This window comes from Variovorax sp. P1_H12_2 (assembly GCF_056405335.1).
This window is the reverse complement of sequence record NZ_JBFUCI010000016.1, coordinates 16,685-35,409: the sequence shown is the minus strand read 5'-3', so window position 1 is coordinate 35,409 and position 18,725 is coordinate 16,685. Positions and strand designations below refer to the sequence as shown.

At 68.2% G+C, this 18,725-nt stretch carries 17 protein-coding genes and 1 pseudogene; 10 read left to right on the top strand and 8 right to left on the bottom strand.

The window, feature by feature from the left end:
- The 8 genes and pseudogenes from AC1D2K_RS03535 to AC1D2K_RS03500 form a co-directional block, all read left to right on the top strand.
- Positions 1–234 (top strand): annotated as a pseudogene (locus tag AC1D2K_RS03535) (GntR family transcriptional regulator); the annotation flags it as partial.
- Between the two features lie 144 nt (positions 235–378).
- Positions 379–1,389 carry a PDR/VanB family oxidoreductase gene (locus AC1D2K_RS03530; RefSeq protein ID WP_478086357.1) on the top strand — a complete coding sequence of 337 codons (1,011 nt, stop codon included), beginning with the start codon at positions 379–381 and terminating at the stop codon, positions 1,387–1,389.
- Positions 1,390–1,548: 159 nt separating this feature from the next.
- Positions 1,549–2,721: an ABC transporter substrate-binding protein gene (locus tag AC1D2K_RS03525; protein ID WP_478086356.1), complete on the top strand. Its 1,173-nt coding sequence runs from the start codon at positions 1,549–1,551 to the stop codon at positions 2,719–2,721.
- A gap of 27 nt (positions 2,722–2,748) precedes the next feature.
- A complete protein-coding gene (locus tag AC1D2K_RS03520; RefSeq protein WP_478086355.1) occupies positions 2,749–3,621 on the top strand; it encodes a branched-chain amino acid ABC transporter permease in 873 nt (290 codons plus the stop codon).
- 2 nt (positions 3,622–3,623) lie between these two features.
- The gene (locus AC1D2K_RS03515; RefSeq protein ID WP_478086353.1) at positions 3,624–4,676 is read left to right on the top strand and encodes a branched-chain amino acid ABC transporter permease; all 1,053 of its coding nucleotides are present in this window, start codon (positions 3,624–3,626) and stop codon (positions 4,674–4,676) included.
- Positions 4,673–5,446, top strand: a complete 774-nt coding sequence (locus tag AC1D2K_RS03510) for an ABC transporter ATP-binding protein (protein ID WP_478086352.1) — start codon at positions 4,673–4,675, stop codon at positions 5,444–5,446. Before AC1D2K_RS03515 ends, AC1D2K_RS03510 begins: the two co-directional genes overlap by 4 nt.
- Positions 5,439–6,143, top strand: a complete 705-nt coding sequence (locus tag AC1D2K_RS03505; RefSeq protein WP_478086351.1) for an ABC transporter ATP-binding protein — start codon at positions 5,439–5,441, stop codon at positions 6,141–6,143. Before AC1D2K_RS03510 ends, AC1D2K_RS03505 begins: the two co-directional genes overlap by 8 nt.
- A 55-nt stretch (positions 6,144–6,198) precedes the next feature.
- Positions 6,199–6,591 (top strand): SRPBCC family protein, encoded by a 393-nt coding sequence (locus AC1D2K_RS03500; RefSeq protein WP_478086349.1) that lies wholly within the window; start codon positions 6,199–6,201, stop codon positions 6,589–6,591.
- Between the two features lie 128 nt (positions 6,592–6,719).
- Here AC1D2K_RS03500 and AC1D2K_RS03495 read toward each other — a convergent pair whose 3' ends face one another.
- Positions 6,720–7,337 (bottom strand): NAD(P)-dependent oxidoreductase, encoded by a 618-nt coding sequence (locus AC1D2K_RS03495; protein ID WP_478086347.1) that lies wholly within the window; start codon positions 7,335–7,337, stop codon positions 6,720–6,722.
- Positions 7,338–7,381: 44 nt separating this feature from the next.
- The gene (locus AC1D2K_RS03490) at positions 7,382–8,074 is read right to left on the bottom strand and encodes a DsbA family protein (protein ID WP_478086346.1); all 693 of its coding nucleotides are present in this window, start codon (positions 8,072–8,074) and stop codon (positions 7,382–7,384) included.
- 77 nt (positions 8,075–8,151) lie between these two features.
- Between AC1D2K_RS03490 and AC1D2K_RS03485 the strand changes: the two genes are divergently transcribed.
- Positions 8,152–9,111: a LysR family transcriptional regulator gene (locus tag AC1D2K_RS03485; protein ID WP_478086345.1), complete on the top strand. Its 960-nt coding sequence runs from the start codon at positions 8,152–8,154 to the stop codon at positions 9,109–9,111.
- On the opposite strand, the gene AC1D2K_RS03480 is transcribed toward AC1D2K_RS03485, so the two are convergent.
- The 4 genes from AC1D2K_RS03480 to dnaG form a co-directional block, all read right to left on the bottom strand.
- The gene (locus tag AC1D2K_RS03480; protein WP_478086343.1) at positions 9,056–10,180 is read right to left on the bottom strand and encodes an HPP family protein; all 1,125 of its coding nucleotides are present in this window, start codon (positions 10,178–10,180) and stop codon (positions 9,056–9,058) included. The genes AC1D2K_RS03485 and AC1D2K_RS03480 overlap by 56 nt on opposite strands.
- 163 nt (positions 10,181–10,343) lie before the next feature.
- Positions 10,344–11,585, bottom strand: a complete 1,242-nt coding sequence (locus AC1D2K_RS03475) for a multidrug effflux MFS transporter (protein ID WP_478086342.1) — start codon at positions 11,583–11,585, stop codon at positions 10,344–10,346.
- An 81-nt stretch (positions 11,586–11,666) separates the two neighbouring features.
- Positions 11,667–13,982 (bottom strand): RNA polymerase sigma factor RpoD, encoded by a 2,316-nt coding sequence (gene rpoD, locus AC1D2K_RS03470; RefSeq protein WP_478086341.1) that lies wholly within the window; start codon positions 13,980–13,982, stop codon positions 11,667–11,669.
- Positions 13,983–14,289: 307 nt separating this feature from the next.
- A complete protein-coding gene (gene dnaG / locus AC1D2K_RS03465; RefSeq protein ID WP_478086339.1) occupies positions 14,290–16,236 on the bottom strand; it encodes a DNA primase in 1,947 nt (648 codons plus the stop codon).
- 81 nt (positions 16,237–16,317) lie between these two features.
- Between dnaG and AC1D2K_RS03460 the strand changes: the two genes are divergently transcribed.
- Positions 16,318–17,283, top strand: coding sequence for a YihY/virulence factor BrkB family protein (locus AC1D2K_RS03460; RefSeq protein WP_478086338.1), 966 nt, complete (start codon positions 16,318–16,320; stop codon positions 17,281–17,283).
- Here the strand turns inward: AC1D2K_RS03460 and AC1D2K_RS03455 are convergent.
- Both AC1D2K_RS03455 and AC1D2K_RS03450 read right to left on the bottom strand, forming a co-directional pair.
- A complete protein-coding gene (locus AC1D2K_RS03455) occupies positions 17,231–17,989 on the bottom strand; it encodes a 3-hydroxyacyl-CoA dehydrogenase (protein ID WP_478086336.1) in 759 nt (252 codons plus the stop codon). The genes AC1D2K_RS03460 and AC1D2K_RS03455 overlap by 53 nt on opposite strands.
- A 155-nt stretch (positions 17,990–18,144) precedes the next feature.
- Positions 18,145–18,702 (bottom strand): phasin family protein, encoded by a 558-nt coding sequence (locus AC1D2K_RS03450; RefSeq protein ID WP_442282454.1) that lies wholly within the window; start codon positions 18,700–18,702, stop codon positions 18,145–18,147.
- Positions 18,703–18,725: the final 23 nt, after the last annotated feature.

Below are 18,725 nucleotides of genomic sequence, written 5' to 3'. Positions count from 1 at the left end.
CCTTCGGGCTTCGTCGTGGTGCAGGCCAACTCGCCCGCGGCGCGGGACATGCTCCTGATCGCGCAGGACCAGCACGGCCAGGTGCTCGATGCGATCGAGAACCGCGAAGGCTCGCGCGCCGAGGCGCTGATGCGCGAGCACAGCCGCCTCGCGCAGCGCAACCTGCGCGAGGCCCTGCATGGCGCCCAGAACCATCCGCTGCCCGGCGTGCAGCTGATTCGGCGCAGAGCATGAACCACCCCCGAAGCGCCTGCGGCGCTGCCCCCTCAAGGGGGCGATACCAGCGGCCTGGCAAAGCCAGATCCACGGTATCCCTGGGCTTGGGATGTGACGGTTCCGCGCGTTGCGGGTCACGCGATCACGTGCTGGAAAACTGAGATGAAAAGCGATATCCACTGGATGCCCGCGCGCATCACCTCCCTGCGCGACGTCAGTGCCACGGTGCGCGAGTTCGAGATCACGCCCGAGTCGGGCATCGTCGACGGGCATGAACCCGGCGCCCACCTGCAGGTGCAGGTGCTGGTCGGCGAGCCCGGTTTGGGGCGCATGCAGAACCGCTCCTATTCGGTGGTCGGCGCCCCCGACGGGCGTGGCTGGCGGATCGCGGTCAAGCGGCTCGACGACGGCCGCGGCGGTTCGCTCGCGATGTGGCGGCTGGCCGTCGGCGACCGGCTGCTGGTGAGCGAGCCACAGAGCCATTTCGGCCTCGACCTGACGGCGCCCGGCTACCTGCTGGTGGCGGGCGGCATCGGCATCACGCCGCTGGTCTACATGGCGCAGCGCCTGGGTGCGCTGGCCGAGCGCAGCGGGGTGCCGGTGCGCATGCTCTACGGCGCGCGCAATGCACAGGAGCTGGCCTACCTGCCGGAACTTCGGCAAGCCCTGGACAAGCCTGCGAGCGCGCGGGTCCAGGCCTACACCGGCAGYACGCCCATCGATTTCGCCGCCGAGATCGCCGCGCTGCCCGCGGGCGGCCAGCTCTACACCTGCGGTCCGGTGCCGATGCTCGAAGCCGTCAAGCGCGCCTGGGCCGCCGCCGGCCGGCCGCAGGCCGACCTGYGTTTCGAGACTTTCGGCAGCAGCGGCCGGCTCGCGACGCAGGCCTTCGAGGTGCGCATTCCGCGCCACGACCTGGTGCTGACCGTTCCCGTCGGCAGCACRCTGCTCGAAGCGCTCGAGGGCGCCGGCGTCCAGACCCTGTGGGACTGCCGGCGCGGCGAATGCGGCCTGTGCGCGATGGACGTGCTCGCGGTCGACGGCGAGATCGACCATCGGGACGTGTTCCTGAGCGAGCACGAGAAGGCATCGGGTCGCCGCATCTGCGCCTGCGTCTCGCGCGCGGTCGGCACGATCACGCTCGACTCCGCCTGGCGGCCCGACCCTCCGTGAGGCGCCGGACTGTCTGCGCGATCATCGCGCATTCGATTTGATGATCGCGCAGAATTTGATTCCACCGGGGCGAGCGCTAGGTGTTTGCCGGAGCCCGGGCTCGCTTGCATCTGGTCACAATATCCCCCGTCCCGCATCCCATTGAATCAGGAGAGTTCCATGCTTCGTCGCCACCTTGTCCAGGCTGCCAGCCTGACCGCCATCGCGCTGGCCATGCCCCTGGCCTACGCGCAAGACAACACCTTCAAGATCGGGATGATCCTGCCGATGACCGGCCAGCAGGCCTCCACCGGTCGCCAGATCGAAGCCGCCGCCCGTCTTTACATGGCGCAGCACGGCGACACGGTCGCCGGCAAGAAGGTCCAGCTGATCGTCAAGGACGACACCGGCCTGCCCGATGTCACCAAGCGCATCGCGCAGGAACTGGTGGTCAACGACAAGGTCAACGTGCTGGCCGGCTTCGGCATCACGCCGTCCGCGCTGGCCGTGGCGCCGATCGCGACCCAGTCGAAGACCCCGGAAGTCGTGATGGCCGCGGCCACCTCGAGCATCACCCAGGCCTCGCCCTACATCGTGCGCTCCAGCTTCACGCTGCCGCAGGTCTCGGTCGCGATGGGCGACTGGGCGCCGAAGAACGGCGTCAAGACCGTGGTCACGCTGGTGGCCGACTACGGTCCGGGCAACGACGCCGAGAAGTTCTTCAGCGAGCGCTTCGAGCTCAACGGCGGCAAGGTGATCGAGAAGCTGCGCGTGCCGCTGCGCAACCCCGACTTCGCGCCGTTCCTGCAGAAGGTGCGCGATGCCAAGCCCGACGCGCTGTTCGTCTTCGTGCCCTCGGGCGCCGGTGCGGCGGTGATGAAGCAGTTCCTCGAGCGCGGCATGGACAAGGCCGGCATCAAGATGATCGCCACCGGCGACGTGACCGACGACGACCAGCTCAACGACATGGGCGACGGCGCGCTCGGCGTGGTCACCTCGCACCACTACTCGGCGGCCCATCCCTCGGCCATGAACAAGAAGTTCGTGGAAGACTTCCAGAAGGCCAACAAGAACATGCGGCCGAACTTCATGGCCATCGGCGGCTATGACGGCATGCGCGTGATCTACGAGGCCCTCAAGACCACCAAGGGCCAGGGCGGCGGCGACGCGCTGCTGGYCGCGATGAAGGGCCAGGTCTTCGAGAGCCCGCGCGGCCCGGTGCTGATCGACGCCCAGACCCGCGACATCACGCAGGACGTGTACCTGCGCCGTGTCGAGAAGAAGGACGGCCAGTTCTACAACGTCGAGTTCGACGTCATCAAGGCGGTCAAGGATCCGGGCAAGACCAAGTAAGCCAGCCGAAGGGTTCCGGACAGTCGCATGCTGACAATACTTTTCGATGGCATCGCCTACGGCATGCTGCTGTTCGTGCTCGCGGTCGGCCTGGCCGTGACCCTGGGGCTGATGAACTTCATCAACCTCGCGCACGGCGCCTTCGCGATGGCCGGGGGCTATCTCACGGTGTTCGCGATGCAGAAGCTGGGCGTGCCCTTCCTGCTCTGCCTGCCGCTGGCCTTCCTGGTGGTCGGCGCGGCGGGGGCGCTGCTCGAACGCACGCTCTACCGGCCGATGTACGGCAAGTCGCACCTGGACCAGGTGCTGTTTTCCATCGGCCTGGCTTTCATGGCGGTGGCCGCGGTCGACTATTTCGTCGGCTCCTCGCAGCAGAACATCCACCTGCCCGAGTGGCTGCGCGGCCGCACCGAGGTCGGCGACGGCGCGCTGCTGCTGGGCATGGGTCACTACCGGATCTTCATCATCGCGGTCTGCGCGCTCCTGACCGTGGTGCTGCAGCTGATCCTCTCCAGGACCCGCTTCGGCAGCCGGCTGCGCGCCGCGGTCGACGACCCGCGCGTGGCGGCCGGGCTGGGCATCAACGTCAACGTCGTGTTCCTGCTCACCTTCGCAGTGGGCTCGGGGCTGGCGGGACTGGGCGGCGCCCTGGGCGCCGAGATCCTCGGGCTCGACCCGACCTTCCCGCTCAAGTACATGATCTATTTCCTCATCGTGGTGTCGGTCGGCGGCACCTCGTCGATCACCGGGCCGCTGCTGGCCGCGCTGCTGCTCGGCATCGCCGACGTGGCGGGCAAGTACTTCATTCCGAAGATGGGCGCCTTCACGGTCTACCTGCTCATCATCCTGATCCTGATGTGGCGGCCGCAGGGGCTGTTCACGCGCAAGGGGGGCAAGTGATCATGAGCGACGCCGGGCCGCCCCAAGGCGCGAAGACCCCCTCGGGGGGCAGCGAGGAGACGCGAGTGCCGAGCGTGGGGGCACAGTCCTTCCAGCAACCGTTGCTTGAAAAAGCGCGCTGGCGGCCCTGGGAATACGCGCTCTGGGCGCTGGCCTTCGTGCTGCCGCTGGTCATGCCCTCGCACGCGCTGATGATCAACGAGATCGCCATCGTCGCGCTGTTCGCGATGTCGCTCGACCTGATCCTCGGCTATGCCGGCGTCGTCTCGCTCGGCCACGCGGGCTTCTTCGGCTTCGGCGCCTACGCCGCGGCGCTGTTCGCCAAGCACGTGATGCCCGATCCGACAGTCGGCCTGCTGGTGGCCGTCGTGCTGTCGGCCGCCCTCGGCGCGGTTGCGAGCATCACCATCCTGCGCGGCAGCGACCTGACCCGGCTCATGGTCACGCTCGGCACCGCGCTGCTGCTGCTCGAACTCGCGAACAAGCTCGACTGGCTGACCGGCGGCGCCGATGGCCTGCAGGGCGTGGAGATGGGGCCGGTTCTGGGCTTCTTCGCCTTCGACATCTCCGGTCGCACGGCCGCCTGGTACTCGCTGTCGGTGATGCTGCTGCTGTTCCTGCTGATGCGCCGACTGGTGCACTCGCCCTTTGGCGCCACGCTCAAGGCGGTGCGCGACAACCGGCTGCGCGCGATGGCGATCGGCATCCCGGTGGTTTCGCGGCTGGCCGTGATCTACACCGTGGCCGCGGCGATCGCGGGCGCCGCGGGCGCGCTGCTGGCGCAGACCACCGGCTTCGCCTCGCTCGACGTGCTGGCCTTCGACCGCTCGGCCGACGTGCTGCTGATGCTGGTGATCGGCGGCGTGGGCTGGCTCTATGGCGGCATCGCGGGCGCGATCGTCTTCAAGCTGCTGCAGGACACGCTGTCGACCGTCACGCCGCAGTACTGGATGTTCTGGATCGGCCTGATCCTGGTGCTGCTGGTGCTGGTCGGGCGGGATCGGCTCTTGAAGCCCTGGAACTGGTTCGGCGCGCGAAAGGCGGTCCGGTCATGAGCCGTACTCCAGCGAGCGAGATCGTGCTGTCCGCCACCGGCCTGGTGATGCGCTTCGGCGGCATCACGGCCACCAACGATGTCTCGCTGAACCTGCGGCGCGGCGCCCGCCATGCGCTGATCGGTCCCAATGGGGCCGGCAAGACGACGCTGATCAACCTGCTGACCGGCGTGCTCACGCCGACCGAGGGCCGGATCGTGCTCGAGGGCGAGGACATCACGCGCCTGGCGCCGCACCGCCGGGTCGCGCGCGGCATGGTCCGCACCTTCCAGATCAACCAGCTGTTCGATTCGATGACGCCGCTGGAGACGCTGGCGCTGGTGGTGTCGCAACACACCGGCGTCGGCGCGCAATGGTGGCGCCCGCTGGGGTCGTCGAAGGCCGTGGCCGAGCGCGCCGGGCAGTTGCTCGAGCAGTTCCGGCTTGCCGACGTCGCGCAGCAGCAGACCAGGCACCTGGCCTACGGCAAGCGCAGGCTGCTCGAGATCGCGATCGCGCTGGCCTGCGAGCCGCGCGTGCTGCTGCTCGACGAACCCGTGGCCGGCGTGCCGGCCGGCGAGCGCGAAGAGCTGCTGGAGACCGTGGCGGCGCTGCCGGCCGACGTGTCGGTGCTCCTGATCGAGCACGACATGGACCTGGTGTTCAGCTTCGCCGACCGCATGACCGTGCTGGTCAACGGCTCGCTGCTGACCGAGGGCGACCCGGACACGATCGCCAACGATCCGAAGGTGAAAGAGGTCTATCTCGGCCATGGAGCCGTGCATGAGTGAATTGCTGCGCATCGAGAACCTGAGCGCCGGCTATGGCGAGGCCGTGGTTGTGCACGACATCGCGCTGGCGCTCGGCGAAGGCCAGACACTGGCGCTGCTGGGCCGCAACGGCACCGGCAAGACCACGCTGATCAACACGCTGGCCGGCGCCACGCGCCAGCACGGCGGCAGCATCACGCTGGGCGGCGCGGCGCTGCACAAGCTGCCGCCGCACCAGCGCGCCGCGGCGGGCATCGGCTGGGTGCCGCAGGAGCGCAACATCTTCAAGTCGCTCACGGTGCACGAGAACCTCACGGCGGTGGAGCGGCCCGGACGCTGGAACCCGCAGCGCGTCTACGAGATGTTCCCGCGCCTCGCGGAGCGCAAGGGCAATCTGGGCACGCAGCTGTCGGGGGGCGAGCAGCAGATGCTCGCGGTCGGCCGGGCGCTGGTGCTGAACCCGACGCTGCTGCTGCTCGACGAGCCGCTCGAGGGACTGGCGCCGATCATCGTCGAGGAACTGCTGCGCGCCATCCGCCGCATCACCCGCGACGAGGGCCTGGCGGCCATCATCGTCGAGCAGCATCCGCAGGCGATCCTTGCGATTTCCGACGAGGCGGTGGTGCTGGACCACGGCACCGTGGTGCACGCCGACCATGCGGCCACCCTGCGTGCCCAGCCCGAGGTGCTCGAACGCCTGCTCGGGGTTGGCCGCTAGGGCGCATCGGCCTACACTCGCCGGCCACGATCCAGGCTGATCGGAAAGGCGAACCATGGCATCGATTCGACAGGAAATCCAGGTCGCGGCGAGCGCCGAGACAATCTGGGACGCGGTCCGCGACGTTGGCGAGATCCACCGCCGGCTGGTGCCGGGTTTCGTGACCGACTGCTGGCTCGAGGGCGACACCCGCATCGTCACCTTCGCCAACGGCCTCGTGGCGCGCGAACTGATCGTCGATTGCGACGATGCGGCGCGGCGCCTTGCCTGGTCCGCGAGCGGGGGCCGCCTGACGCACCACAACGCCTCGCTGCAGGTGTTCCCCGAAGACGCCACCCACAGCCGCCTGGTCTGGATCGCCGATCTGACGCCGCACGAGATGGCGGCCCCGATCGCCGCCATGATCGCCGACGGAATGCGGGCGATGAAGAAGACCCTCGAGGCCTGATTCCCGTCTTGCCCAGCGCGCTCTTCACGGGAGCCGCAGCGGAACCGGCTTCGCCGGGCCGCAGTGCGGCGCCCCCCGGCAGGGGGGTGGGCGGGCTACACGCAGTGAGCCCAACCTGGGGGGCGAGCTCAGTACCCCACGGTGAAGCGCTGGCGAGGGTGCTTCGGGGATTCGATCTCGTCGACCATGGCGATCGCATAGTCCTCCATCGAGATCCAGCTCTTGCCGTTCGCATCGCTCAGCAGGCCGTCGCCGCCGAGCCGGAACCGGGTCGTGCGCGGGCCCGGCTCGAAGATCGCGGAGGGCGACAGGAAGGTCCAGTCGAGCGACTTTTCCGCGCGCAGCGCGGCCAGCATCACGCCGCCGGCCTTCGCTTCGGGCTTGTAGGCATCGGGGAAGCCGGGCGTGTCGAGCAGCGCCACGCCCGGCGCGACCTCCAGGCTGCCGGCGCCGCCGACCACCAGCAGGCGCGGCACGCCGGCCTTCCTGGCCGCAGCGACGAGGGTTGCGGCATCGGTGCCGCCGGCGAAGCGGGTCGCGCTGAGCACGGCGTCATGGCCGCGCAACAGGGGAACCAGGGCGTCGACCGATGTCGCGTCGGCGGCCTTCACGGTCAGCCCGGGACGGGCTTCGACGCCGTCGACCTTGCGCGCGATGCCGGTGACGCTGTGGCCGCGCGCCAGCAGTTCGTGGGCGATGCGTGAACCGGCGCGGCCGGTGATGCCGAGGAGGGCGATCTTGCTCATGTTGGATCCTTGGGTGGTGGTTGGAAAAAGGGCGATGCCGTGCTTCAGCCGAGGGAAGCCGTCGGCGGCAGTGCGCCGATCAGGGCGTCGAGCTGCGCGGCCCARGCCTCGGGTCGGCCGAGGTAGCGGCCGGTGTCCAGCGGCGTCAGCCGGCCGTCGGCGGTGGCGAGCGCCAGGGTCGGAAAGCCTTGTCCGCCGGCCCTGGCCAGCCAGCGCCGGCTGTCGTCGATATGGCGCTGGGTGGGCTCGCCGGCCAGGAAGTCGAAGGTGTCGGAAAAGGCCGCGGCATCGAGGCCGAGTTCTGCGGCCAGTTCGCGCAGAACCGCTGCCTCGGCGATGCGGCGGCCTTCGACATAGTGGGCGCGCTGCACGCGCTCGATCATGTCCAGCCCGCGGCCGGCCTCTGCCTCGGCCGCGAGCACCGCGGTCAAGGGCGGCGCGGAGTCCAGCATCGCGCCGGTGTCGTTCAGGAGTCCGTCGAAGTAGGCGGCGCCGAAGGGCTGGCCGCTGAGCTGGGCGATGCGATGGTCATGCGGCATCACGTAGTCGCGCCATTCGGGCGTGATGGCGCGCCGGTTGCTGCCGGTGAGCATGCCGCCGCCGTGGAATTCGATGGACAGGGCCGGCACGCTGCGCGCGGCTTCGATCAACGGCGCCGCGGCATAGCACCAGCCGCACAGCGGATCGAAGACATAGTGCAGGGTCGCGCGCCGGGGAAGGGGGGACGATTCAGTCATGGCCCGAATCGTATGTTTCTTGATTCGATCGAAAAACCCCGTAGCATGCAATTGTTTGTTGCTTGATTCGATCGAATATGGACCGCATCACCGCCGCCGAGGTTTTCGTCCGGATCGCCGAGCGCGGCAGCATGACCGCCGCCGCCGAGGCGCTCGACATGTCGCGCGCCATGGTCACCCGCTACCTGGCGCAGATGGAGCAGTGGGCCGGCGCGCGGCTGCTGCATCGGACGACGCGCCGGCTGAGCCTCACGGAGGCCGGCGAGGAAACGCTGGCGCGCTGCCGCCGGATGCTCGAGGCCGCGGCCGAGATGGCGATGGCCTCCAGCGCCGGGGCGGACCAGCCCCGTGGACTGCTGCGCGTCGCCTGCGCGCAGTCGCTGGCCCAGGACGTGCTCGCGTCGGCGGTCGCCGACTACCTGCGCCGCTACCGCCAAGCAGCGATAGACCTCCACATCGACGCCCGGCCGGTGAACCTGGTCGAGGAGCGCATCGACCTGGCGATCCGCATCACCAACGAACTCGACCCGAACCTGATCGCCCGCCCGCTGGGCCGCTGCGCCTCGGTGATCTGCGCCTCGCCCGCCTACCTGGCCGCGCACGGCACGCCGCACAGCGTGCAGGACCTGGCGACCCACAACTGCCTGACCTACTCCTACTTCGGCAAGAGCCTGTGGCAGTTCGATCATGGCGACGAGCGCATCGCGGTGCCGGTCAGCGGGAGGCTCAGCGCCAACGAGTCGCAGGTGCTGCTGGCGGCGGCCCTCGAGGGCGCCGGCATCACGATGCAGCCGGCCTATTCGGCCAACGGGCCGATTGCGCAAGGCCGGCTGGTGGCGCTGCTGCCCGGCTTCGTGCCGCAAGGCCTGGGGGTCTACGGCGTCTACGCGTCGCGGCGCCAGATGCCGGCTTCGCTGCGGGTGCTGCTGGATTTCCTGGTGCTGCGCTTCGCCGACCCGGCCCACTGGCCGCCGCAGGAACTCAGCCCTCCGGCCCCACCGCGCGGTAGAGCGCGCGCACGAAATCCGACTGCGTGATCATGCCGGTGAGGCGGCGCTCGCCGTCGATGATCGGAATGTGGTGGTGCCCGCCTTCGGAAAAAAGCGGCACCAGCTCCGCCAGTGGGCGCTCCTCGCTGGCCACGCGCACCTGGCGCGTCATGATTTGGCCCACCACCTCGGGCTTGCTCGACATCACGCTGCGGGTCGCACGGATCAGGTCGCGCAGCCGCCCGCCGATGCCGTCGTGGTGCTGCAGGTCGATCTGGCGGAAGAAGTCGGCCTGGGTGACGATCCCGACCACCCGACGCGTGCGGTCGATCACCGGCAGCGCCTTGATGCGGCGCTCGTGCATCAGCGACCAGGCCTCCTGCAAGGGCGTGCCGAACTCGGCCACCACCAGGTCGCGCGACATGATGTCGACGCAGCGCACCGTGCCCAGCCGCCGGCGCCAGGATTCCATCTCGGTCTCCCGGATCAGGGTTTCCAGGTCGTCGCGGCTGATGTCCAGCACCTGGTTGTAGCGTGCCAGCACGGCGTCGATGTCGGCGGAGCTGAAGCGGGTATCGGCCGTGGGCTGGCGCGGCGCCAGCTGCACATGCGGGTAGCGGCGGCCGGTCAGGCTGTTGTAGGCCACGCCGGCCAGCACCAGCAGCAGCGAATCGAGCATCACCGGCAGGAAGGCGAAGGGCAGTTCGCCGGTGTGCGTGAGCACGGCCAGCAGCGCCACGGCGCCGCCCGGCGGGTGCAGGCAGCGCAGCGCGAACATCAGGCTGATGGCCAGCGCGGTCGCCAGCGCACCGACCCAGACGGCGTCGGGCAGCCAGCGGGCGCAGGCGACCCCGACCAGCGCCGCGAGGGTGTTGCCGCCGATCACGGGCCAGGGTTGCGCCAGGGGGCTGGCCGGMAGCGCGAACACCAGCACCGCGCTGGCGCCCAGCGGCGCGACCAGCCAGCCGCTGCCACCGGCCAGCCATTCGCAAACCAGCCCGGTGAACAGCAGACCGAACGCGGCGCCCGCGGCCGCGCGCAGGCGTTCGCGCCCATCGACCGGGGTCCGGCCGGGCAACCAGGCGCGCGCGAAACTCCGCAGGTCTTCGGTCCGCATCACTTCGTCTTTGCGCCGGGCAGGAGCATGGCGCGCGGCGCATGAAGTCGTCGCTGCCCGAGGCCAGGAACACCGCGGAACCGGCTTTGCCGGGCCGCTGGTGTTGCCCCCTTGAGGGGGGAGGCGGCTACACGAAGTGAGCAAGCAACGGGGGTGGGCGTCATCAGGCTGCCTCGCCGCCGGCGACCAGTCGCCCGATCTCGGGCCAGCGCCCGTGCAGCCAGACCCAGGCCACCAGCCCGACGCTCAGCATCAGCAGCGAGGTGGCGGCCAGCCACAGCGTGGAGTGCATCACCAGCGGCGCGATCACGCCGGCGACCACGCCGTTGGCCGTGGAGCCGATCACCGCCTGCAGCGACGAGGCCATGCCGCGGCGCTCGGGGTGGAGGTCGAGCACCAGCAGCGTCACCACCGGCACCATCAGCGCCCAGCCGAAGGCGAACACCGCCAGCGGCCAGAGCGCCCAGGCGGCATGCGGCGGGAAGAGGGCGTTGGCGGCCACGTTGACGACCGAAGTCGCCAGCATGATCACGAAGCCGTCGCGGATCTGCCGCTTCGGTGCCACCTTGCCCGCCATGCGGCCGCTGGCCCAGGCGCCGGCCATGATGCCGCCGATGGTCAGGATGAAGAACCAGAAGAACTGCGTCGGCGCCAGCGCGAGGTGATCGCCGAGGAAGGCCGGGGCGGCCAGCACGTAGAGGAACATGCCGTTGAACGGCACGCCGCTGGCCAGCGCCAGCAGCAGGAAGCGCGGGTCGGAGCACAGGTCCCAGTAGCCGCGCATCAGGTGCCGGACCTCGAAGGGTTGGCGTTGGTCCAGGTGCAGCGTCTCGGGCAGCAGCTTGAAGTTGGCAACCCACAGCACCACGCCGACCCCGACCAGGAACCAGAAGATGCTGTGCCAACCCAGGTGGACGAACAGGAAGCCGCCCACGATCGGCGCGATCGCCGGCGCGATGCCGAAATAGATCGTCACCTGGCTCATGACCTTCTGCGCCTCGGCCGGCGGGAACATGTCGCGGATCACCGCGCGCGAGACGACGATCCCGGCACCCGTCGACAGGCCCTGCAACGCCCGGAACAGGACCAACTGCCCGATGGTCTGCGACAGCGCGCAGCCCAGCGATGCCACGGTGAAGACCGCCAGGCCCCAAAGCACCACCGGCCGGCGCCCGAAGCTGTCCGACAGCGCGCCGTGGAACAGGTTCATGAAGGCGAAGCCGAACAGGTAGRCCGACAGCGTCTGCTGCATCTCGCCCGGCGTGGCGCCGATCGAGCGCGCGATGCCCGAGAAGGCCGGGATGTAGGTGTCGATGGAGAACGGGCCCAGCATGCCCAGCACCGCCAGCAGCACGGCCAGCGCCCAGCGCGGCGCGCGCCAGAGTGTGTCGGCATCGGGGTTCATGGCGGTGTCTCCAGTCTTTTCTTGTGCTCTGAAAAAAGAAGGGCGCCCTAGGGCGCCTTCCTTGTCCTGCTTGCAGCGAGCCTACAGGGTATCAATAAAACTGCGCAGCTTGTCCGAACGCGACGGGTGCTTGAGCTTGCGCAGCGCCTTGGCTTCGATCTGGCGGATGCGCTCGCGCGTCACGTCGAACTGCTTGCCGACTTCTTCCAGCGTGTGGTCGGTCGACATCTCGATGCCGAATCGCATGCGCAGCACCTTGGCTTCGCGCGGCGTCAGGCTGTCGAGGATGTCCTTGACCACGTCGCGCAGGCCGGCCTGCATCGCGGCCTCGATCGGCGCCGTGTTGCTGCTGTCCTCGATGAAGTCGCCCAGGTGCGAATCGTCGTCGTCGCCGATGGGGGTTTCCATCGAGATCGGCTCCTTCGCGATCTTCATGATCTTGCGGATCTTGTCTTCCGGGATCTCCATCTTGGCGGCCAGGATGCCGGCGTCGGGCTCGAAGCCGAACTCCTGCAGATGCTGGCGGCTGATGCGGTTCATCTTGTTGATGGTCTCGATCATGTGCACCGGGATGCGGATGGTGCGCGCCTGGTCGGCGATCGAGCGGGTGATGGCCTGGCGGATCCACCACGTCGCATAGGTTGAGAACTTGTAGCCGCGACGGTATTCGAACTTGTCGACCGCCTTCATCAGGCCGATGTTGCCTTCCTGGATCAGGTCCAGGAACTGCAGGCCGCGGTTGGTGTACTTCTTGGCGATCGAGATCACTAGGCGCAGGTTGGCCTCGATCATTTCCTTCTTGGCATCGCGCGAGGAGGATTCGCCCTCGTTCATGCGCTTGTTGATGTCCTTGAGCTCGGCCAGCGGCACCACGACGCGCGACTGGATGTCGGTCAGGCGCTGCTGCAGCTCCTGCACCGGCGGGATGTTGCGCGCCATCACGGCGCTCCAGGGCTTGCCGGAAGCGGCCTGCTTCTCGACCCACTTGAGGTTGAGCAGGTTGGAGGCGACGCGGTGGCCGTTCTTGTCGTAGCCGCTGAAGTCGCGGATGAACTCTTCCTGCGGGAAGCCGCACTTGTCCACGATGATGCGGCGCAGCTCGCGCTCCTTCTTGCGGACGTCGTCGACCTGGGTGCGAACCAGGTCGCACAGCTTCTCGATCGTGCGGGCCGTGAAGCGGATGGTCATCAGCTCTTCGGACACGGCCTGCTGCGCCTTGGTGTACGCCGGCGTGCCGTAGCCTTCTTTTTCGTAGATCTTGTGGATCTTCTCGAACAGCGCGGCGATGCGATCGAAGCGCTCGAGCGCGTCGCGCTTGAGTTCCTCGAGCTTCTTGGTCAGCGCCTTGGAGCCGCCCTTGCCGTCGTCGTCGTCTTCCTCGTCGAACTCGTCGAAGTCTTCCTCGGCCACGTAGTCGTCGGCCTCGTTGGGGTTCGAGAAGCCGTCGACGATGGTCGAGATCACGACCTTGCCATCACGGATCGTGGCGGCCATTTCGAGGATCGCGGCGATGGTCGCGGGCGAAGCCGAGATCGCTTCCATCATGGCCATCAGGCCGCCTTCGATGCGCTTGGCGATTTCGATTTCGCCTTCGCGCGTCAGCAGCTCGACCGTGCCCATTTCGCGCATGTACATGCGGACCGGGTCGGTGGTGCGGCCGAACTCGCTGTCCACCGTGGACAGGGCGGCTTCGGCTTCTTCTTCGGCTTCCTCGACCGTGGTGGCGGTCGGGGCGGTGTTGTTCAGCAGCAGCGTTTCGGCGTCAGGCGTCTGCTCGTAGACGGCCACGCCCATGTCGTTGAGCATGGTGACCACGACTTCCATGGTCTCGGCGTCGACCAGCTTGTCGGGCAGGTGGTCGGAGATTTCGCCGTGCGTGAGGTAGCCGCGGGTCTTGCCCAGCGTGATCAGGGTCTTCAGGCGCGAACGGCGCTTGGCCAGGTCTTCCTCGGACAGGACGGTCTCGTCGAGGCCGAACTCCTTCATCAAGGCGCGTTCCTTCGCCTTGCTGATCTTCATGCGCAGCGGCTTGACCTTTTCCTCGGTCGTCGTGGCCGCCGGTTCTTCACCGACCAGTTCGTCCTCGATGTCGGACAGGTCGACGTCGCTGGACGTCGCTTCGTTGCCGGCCTTGGGCTTGCGGCCGCGCTTGGCGCCGGTGGCGGTGGAGGTGCCGGCGGCCTTGGGCGGAYGGCCCACTTTCTTGGCGGCGGGCTTGGCGGTGGTGGGTTCGGCAGGGACAGTCGTTTTGGTGGGCACGGTTTTCACTTTCGTTGCGGCAGACGCCTTGGAGGCGACGGCAGCCGTCTTGGTAGCCTGCAGCGCGGCGGACTTCGACGGTTTTTCTGCAGCGAGCTTCTTGGCAGCGGACACGGCAGGCTTCTTTGAACTGGGCATACGACCTCGTACAACAAGATGGACCAAGCGGAATCACACGCGCCTCAAACCCGGCGCAGGCAGGAGCACAAACACTGCGGCGTCGGGGACATGAATCCTCGAACGGCCGTCAAAAGGCAAGATGTCGGGCGAACATTTGGTGTGCAGTCCTTGCGGTGTATTGACCCGTTTCCCGTTGGGAAGTGCATTGCGCATGGGGTCGGCCCGGAGGTGCTGCTGTCGCTCTTGCCTAATTCGCTAGACGCCGGCGTCTCACTAGCCCGCTGGCGTCTAACTAAGCCTTACATTATAGCGCGCTGTGCGTTTTTCAAGCACTGTTTGAGCTCGGATTGAGGCGATTGCGCAACTCCAGCCGGCGCATCTCGAGCGCCTTGTAGCGCTCCAGCGCCCGTGGATCGCTGCCGACGGCGGCGATCGCCTCGCTCTGCTGGGCCTTGAGCAGGTCGTCCAGCATGTAGTCGAGGACATTGCGCAGCTCCCGCGCCGCGTCGGCCGCCTGCTCGCCCTCGGCGTCGCCGACCGGGCCGCCGTCGGGGCCGGTCATGACCCGCACCGCCAGCGACTCGAAGGCGAGGCCGCGCAGGCCCTCGCGCAACGCCGCCCAGGGCTGGGTGCCGTGCTCGTGGGCCTGGCTGTCGAGCCAGGCGAAGAGCTGGCCGTGGTCGCCGGGGAGGTCGCACAGCAGGGCGTGCAGTTCGTGCGACAGCGCCTCCCATTCGGCAGGATTCGAAAGCACCAGCCGTGCCGCCACGTCGGCCCGGCTGGTCGGCAGGCGGCGCCCGCCGGGCGGAGGGCGCGGGGCGGGCGGGCGGAAGGACTTGAAGCGCTTTTTTCCGGGGCCGGCGCGCGATTGCTCGTCGAACCACTGGTCACGGCTGTCCCAGTCGTCGTCGGAAAAGGGCGCTGGGGCGCGGGCCGGCGCCGGGGCGGGCGGCCGCGGTGCCGCTGCGGGCGCCCAGAGCTCGCCGAGCTCCTGGGCGCTGAGCTGCGCCAGGGCGGCCAGCTCGCTCAGCAGCTGGCGCTTGAGCGCCCCCTCGGGCAGCGCGCTCCACAGCGGCCGGGCATTGCTCGCCATGTGGGCCCGGCCTTCGGCGCTCGACAGCTCGCAGCCTTCGCGCGCCGCCTCGATCAGGAAGCGGCTCAGGGGCGTGGCCTCGCTCACGAAACGCGCGAAGGCATCGGCGCCGAACTCGCGGATGAAGCTGTCGGGGTCGTGCTCGGCCGGCAGGAACAGGAACTTGATGCTGCGCACGTCGGTGGCATAGGCCAGGGCGCCGTCGAGCGCCTTGCGCGCGGCGCGCCGGCCGGCGCTGTCGCCGTCGAAGCTGAAGACCACCGATTCAGTGAAGCGAAAAAGCTTCTGCACGTGTTCAGGCGTGCAGGCGGTGCCGAGCGTCGCCACCGCATTCGGGAAGCCCAGTTGCGCCAGCGCCACCACGTCCATGTAGCCTTCGGTGACCAGCGCATAGCCGCGGTCGCGGAAGGCCGCGCGCGCCTCGTAGAGGCCGTAGAGCTCGCGTCCCTTGCTGAAAACCGGGGTTTCCGGCGAATTCAGGTACTTGGGCTTCTCGTCGCCGAGCACCCGGCCGCCGAAACCGATGCATTCGCCCTTGACGTTGCGGATCGGGAACATCACGCGGTCGCGGAAGCGGTCGTAGCGCTTGGCATCGCCGCCTTCGTCGGCCTCGCCGACGATCACCAGGCCGCTTTCGGCCAGGAGCGGATCGTCGTAGTCCGGAAACACGCTGGCCAGCGAGCGCCAGCCGGCCGGCGCATAGCCGATGCCAAATTGCCTGGCGATCTCGCCCGAGACGCCGCGGCCCTTGAGGTACTCGATGGCCCCGGGCGACTGGCGCAACTGCTTGCGGTAGGCCTCGCCGGCCTTCTCGAGCACCTCGGACAGCGTGGCCTGCTTCTGGCGTTGGCCGGCTGCGCGGGCGCGCTCCTCGGGCGAGGCATCGTCTTCGGGCACCTGCAGGCCGTACTGGCCGGCCAGGTCGTGCACCGCCTCGACGAAACCCATGCCGGCGTGCTCCATCAGGAAACCGATCGCGTTGCCGTGCACCCCGCAGCCGAAGCAGTGATAGAACTGCTTGGTCGGGCTGACCGAGAACGAAGGCGATTTTTCCCCGTGGAAAGGGCACAGGCCCATGAAATTGGCGCCTGCCTTCTTGAGCTGGACGTAGCGTCCGACGATTTCGACCACGTCTGCGCGTGCGATCAGTTCCTGGATGAAAGAAGCGGGGATGGTCATGTAGGCTCGGAACTCCAAATGATACGCAAGCCGTCAAGCCCACACCGGCCCCACGAACCGCCGATGGCCCGGAACCACCGAATGATCCGCCATTCCATCACCCATGCGGCCGGCCCCGTGCTGCGCCATCCGCTGCGTTTCGCCTGGCAGGCGCTCAAGAGCTTCAAGGCCAACCACGGCCTGCTGCTGGCCGGCGCGGTCGCCTACTACGCGCTGCTGTCGATCGTGCCGCTGCTGATCGTCAGCGTCATCGCGCTGTCGCATTTCATCGACCAGGAGGCGCTGCTCGGCGCGGTCGGGCGCTACCTGGCCTGGCTGCTGCCGGGCCAGTCGCAGGCGATCGTCGCCGAGCTGTCGAACTTCCTGACCCATTCCGACGTGCTCGGCCCGGTGCTGCTGGTGACGATGATCTTCTTCAGCTCGCTGGCCTTCACGGTGCTCGAGAGCGCCATGGCGGTGATCTTCCACCACCGCAAGGCCGACCACTCGCGCCACTTCCTGATCTCGGTCGTGATGCCCTACATCTACATCCTGTGCCTGTGCATCGGGCTGCTGCTGGTGACGCTGGTGTCGGGCGCGCTGCAGGTGATCGGGGAGGAAAGCGTCGAACTGCTGGGGTACCGCTGGTCGCTGTCGGGCGTTTCGGGCGTGCTGCTGTACCTGCTGGGGCTGGGGGGCGAGATCTTCATGCTGACCTCGCTCTACCTGGTGATGCCGGTGGGCCGGCTGCGGCTGCGCCATGCGCTGATCGGCGGCGTGACCGCGACCCTGCTGTGGGAGGTCACGCGGCGGGTGCTGGTGCTCTATTTCGCGACCCTGTCGCAGGTCAACGTGGTCTATGGCTCGCTGACGACCGCGATCGTGGTGCTGCTGAGCCTCGAGATCGCGGCCACGTTGGTGCTCTTCGGCGCCCAGGTGATTGCCCAGTTCGAGCGCCTGGAGCGAACCGGAAGCCTCAAGCCGCCCGACGACCAGGAGGGCGGCCTGGGCGAGACTAGCGCGGCGCCAGCCGGATCGCGCCGTCGAGCCGGATCACCTCGCCATTGAGCATGTCGTTCTCGATGATGTGCCTGGCGAGCTTGGCGTAGTCCTCGGGCGTGCCCAGGCGCGAAGGGAAGGGCACGCTGGCGGCCAGCGCGTCCTGCACTTCCTGGGGCATGCCGAACAGCATGGGCGTGCCGAAGATGCCGGGCGCGATCGTCATGTTGYGGATGCCGCTGCGTGCCAGGTCGCGCGCGATCGGCAGCGTCATGCCGACCACGCCGCCCTTCGAGGCGCTGTAGGCGGCCTGCCCGATCTGGCCGTCGTAGGCCGCGACCGAGGCGGTCGAGATCAGCACACCGCGCTCGCCGGTGGCTTCGGGCTCGTTCTTGCCCATGGCGTCGGCCGCGAGCCGGATCATGTTGAAGCTGCCGATCAGGTTGACCGTGACGGTCTTGCTGAACACCGCCAGCGCGTGCGGCCCGTTCTTGCCCACGGTCTTCTCGGCCGGCGCGATGCCCGCGCAATTGACCAGCCCGACCAGCTTGCCCAGCTTCTGCGCTGCGGCGACCACCGCCTGGCCGTCGGCTTCCTGGCTGACGTCGCACTTGACGAACACCCCACCGATCTCTTTCGCCACGGCCTCGCCTTTTTCGGCCTGCATGTCGGCGATCACCACCTTGCCGCCGTTCGCCGCGAGCATCCGTGCCGTGCCTTCGCCGAGTCCCGAGGCGCCGCCCGTCACGATAAAAACCTTGCCGTTGATTTCCATGTCGATCTCCAGATGTTTGGCGGCCATTATCGAAGACCGGAACCACCCAAAAAAAAGGCCCTGTCCGAAGACAGGGCCCTGAATTGGATCCCGAAGGACCCAAGGAGACAATCGTCGCCCGCTCGAAGCGGGCTTTGAAGAGAGGCCGGCTAAGCTTAGCGCTTGCGGGTCGCGGTCTGGGCGGTGCTCTTGGCAGCGTTCACGGCGGTGGTCTGCACGGCCTGGAAGTTCGCTTCGGCGACGTCGGAAGCTTGCTTGACGGCCTTTTGCACCGATTCGAAAGCGTTGTTGGCGGCAGCCACGGCGCTCTTCATCACGGCAACGGCGGTTTCCGAGCCGGCCGGGGCGTTCTTGGCGGCGCTGTCGACCAGGCCGACGAAGGCTTGCTGGGCTTCAGCGGCCTTGACTTCGAAAGCCTTGGTGAATTCGGCGCCGGTGCCTTGGGCGATGTCGTACAGGTGACGGCTGTAGGCAGCGGTCTTCTCGGCCAGGGGCTGGAACAGGCTGGCTTGCAGCGACAGCAGTTCTTGCGCGTCCTTGACGCTGAGCAGGGCTTGCGTGGTGCCGGCGGCTTCGCTGAGCGCAGCCTTGGAGGCGGTCACGTTCAGTTCGACAAGCTTCTCGACGCCTTCGAAGGCCTTGGTCGTCAGACCGAACAGGGTTTCGAGGCCGGCTTTTTGCGAAGAGATGATTTGGTCGGCGGTGAGGGACATGTGGATGCTCCAGTTGAATTGAA

Bases quoted from the DNA above. Each gene is read 5' to 3' on its own strand.
- AC1D2K_RS03500 (WP_478086349.1), top strand. From the start codon at position 6,199: ATGGCATCGATTCGACAGGAAATCCAGGTCGCGGCGAGCGCCGAGACA.
- dnaG (WP_478086339.1), bottom strand. From the start codon at position 16,236: ATGACCATCCCCGCTTCTTTCATCCAGGAACTGATCGCACGCGCAGAC.
- AC1D2K_RS03515 (WP_478086353.1), top strand. From the start codon at position 3,624: ATGAGCGACGCCGGGCCGCCCCAAGGCGCGAAGACCCCCTCGGGGGGC.
- AC1D2K_RS03520 (WP_478086355.1), top strand. From the start codon at position 2,749: ATGCTGACAATACTTTTCGATGGCATCGCCTACGGCATGCTGCTGTTC.
- AC1D2K_RS03460 (WP_478086338.1), top strand. From the start codon at position 16,318: ATGATCCGCCATTCCATCACCCATGCGGCCGGCCCCGTGCTGCGCCAT.
- AC1D2K_RS03485 (WP_478086345.1), top strand. From the start codon at position 8,152: ATGGACCGCATCACCGCCGCCGAGGTTTTCGTCCGGATCGCCGAGCGC.
- AC1D2K_RS03495 (WP_478086347.1), bottom strand. From the start codon at position 7,337: ATGAGCAAGATCGCCCTCCTCGGCATCACCGGCCGCGCCGGTTCACGC.
- AC1D2K_RS03505 (WP_478086351.1), top strand. From the start codon at position 5,439: ATGAGTGAATTGCTGCGCATCGAGAACCTGAGCGCCGGCTATGGCGAG.
- AC1D2K_RS03450 (WP_442282454.1), bottom strand. From the start codon at position 18,702: ATGTCCCTCACCGCCGACCAAATCATCTCTTCGCAAAAAGCCGGCCTC.
- AC1D2K_RS03510 (WP_478086352.1), top strand. From the start codon at position 4,673: ATGAGCCGTACTCCAGCGAGCGAGATCGTGCTGTCCGCCACCGGCCTG.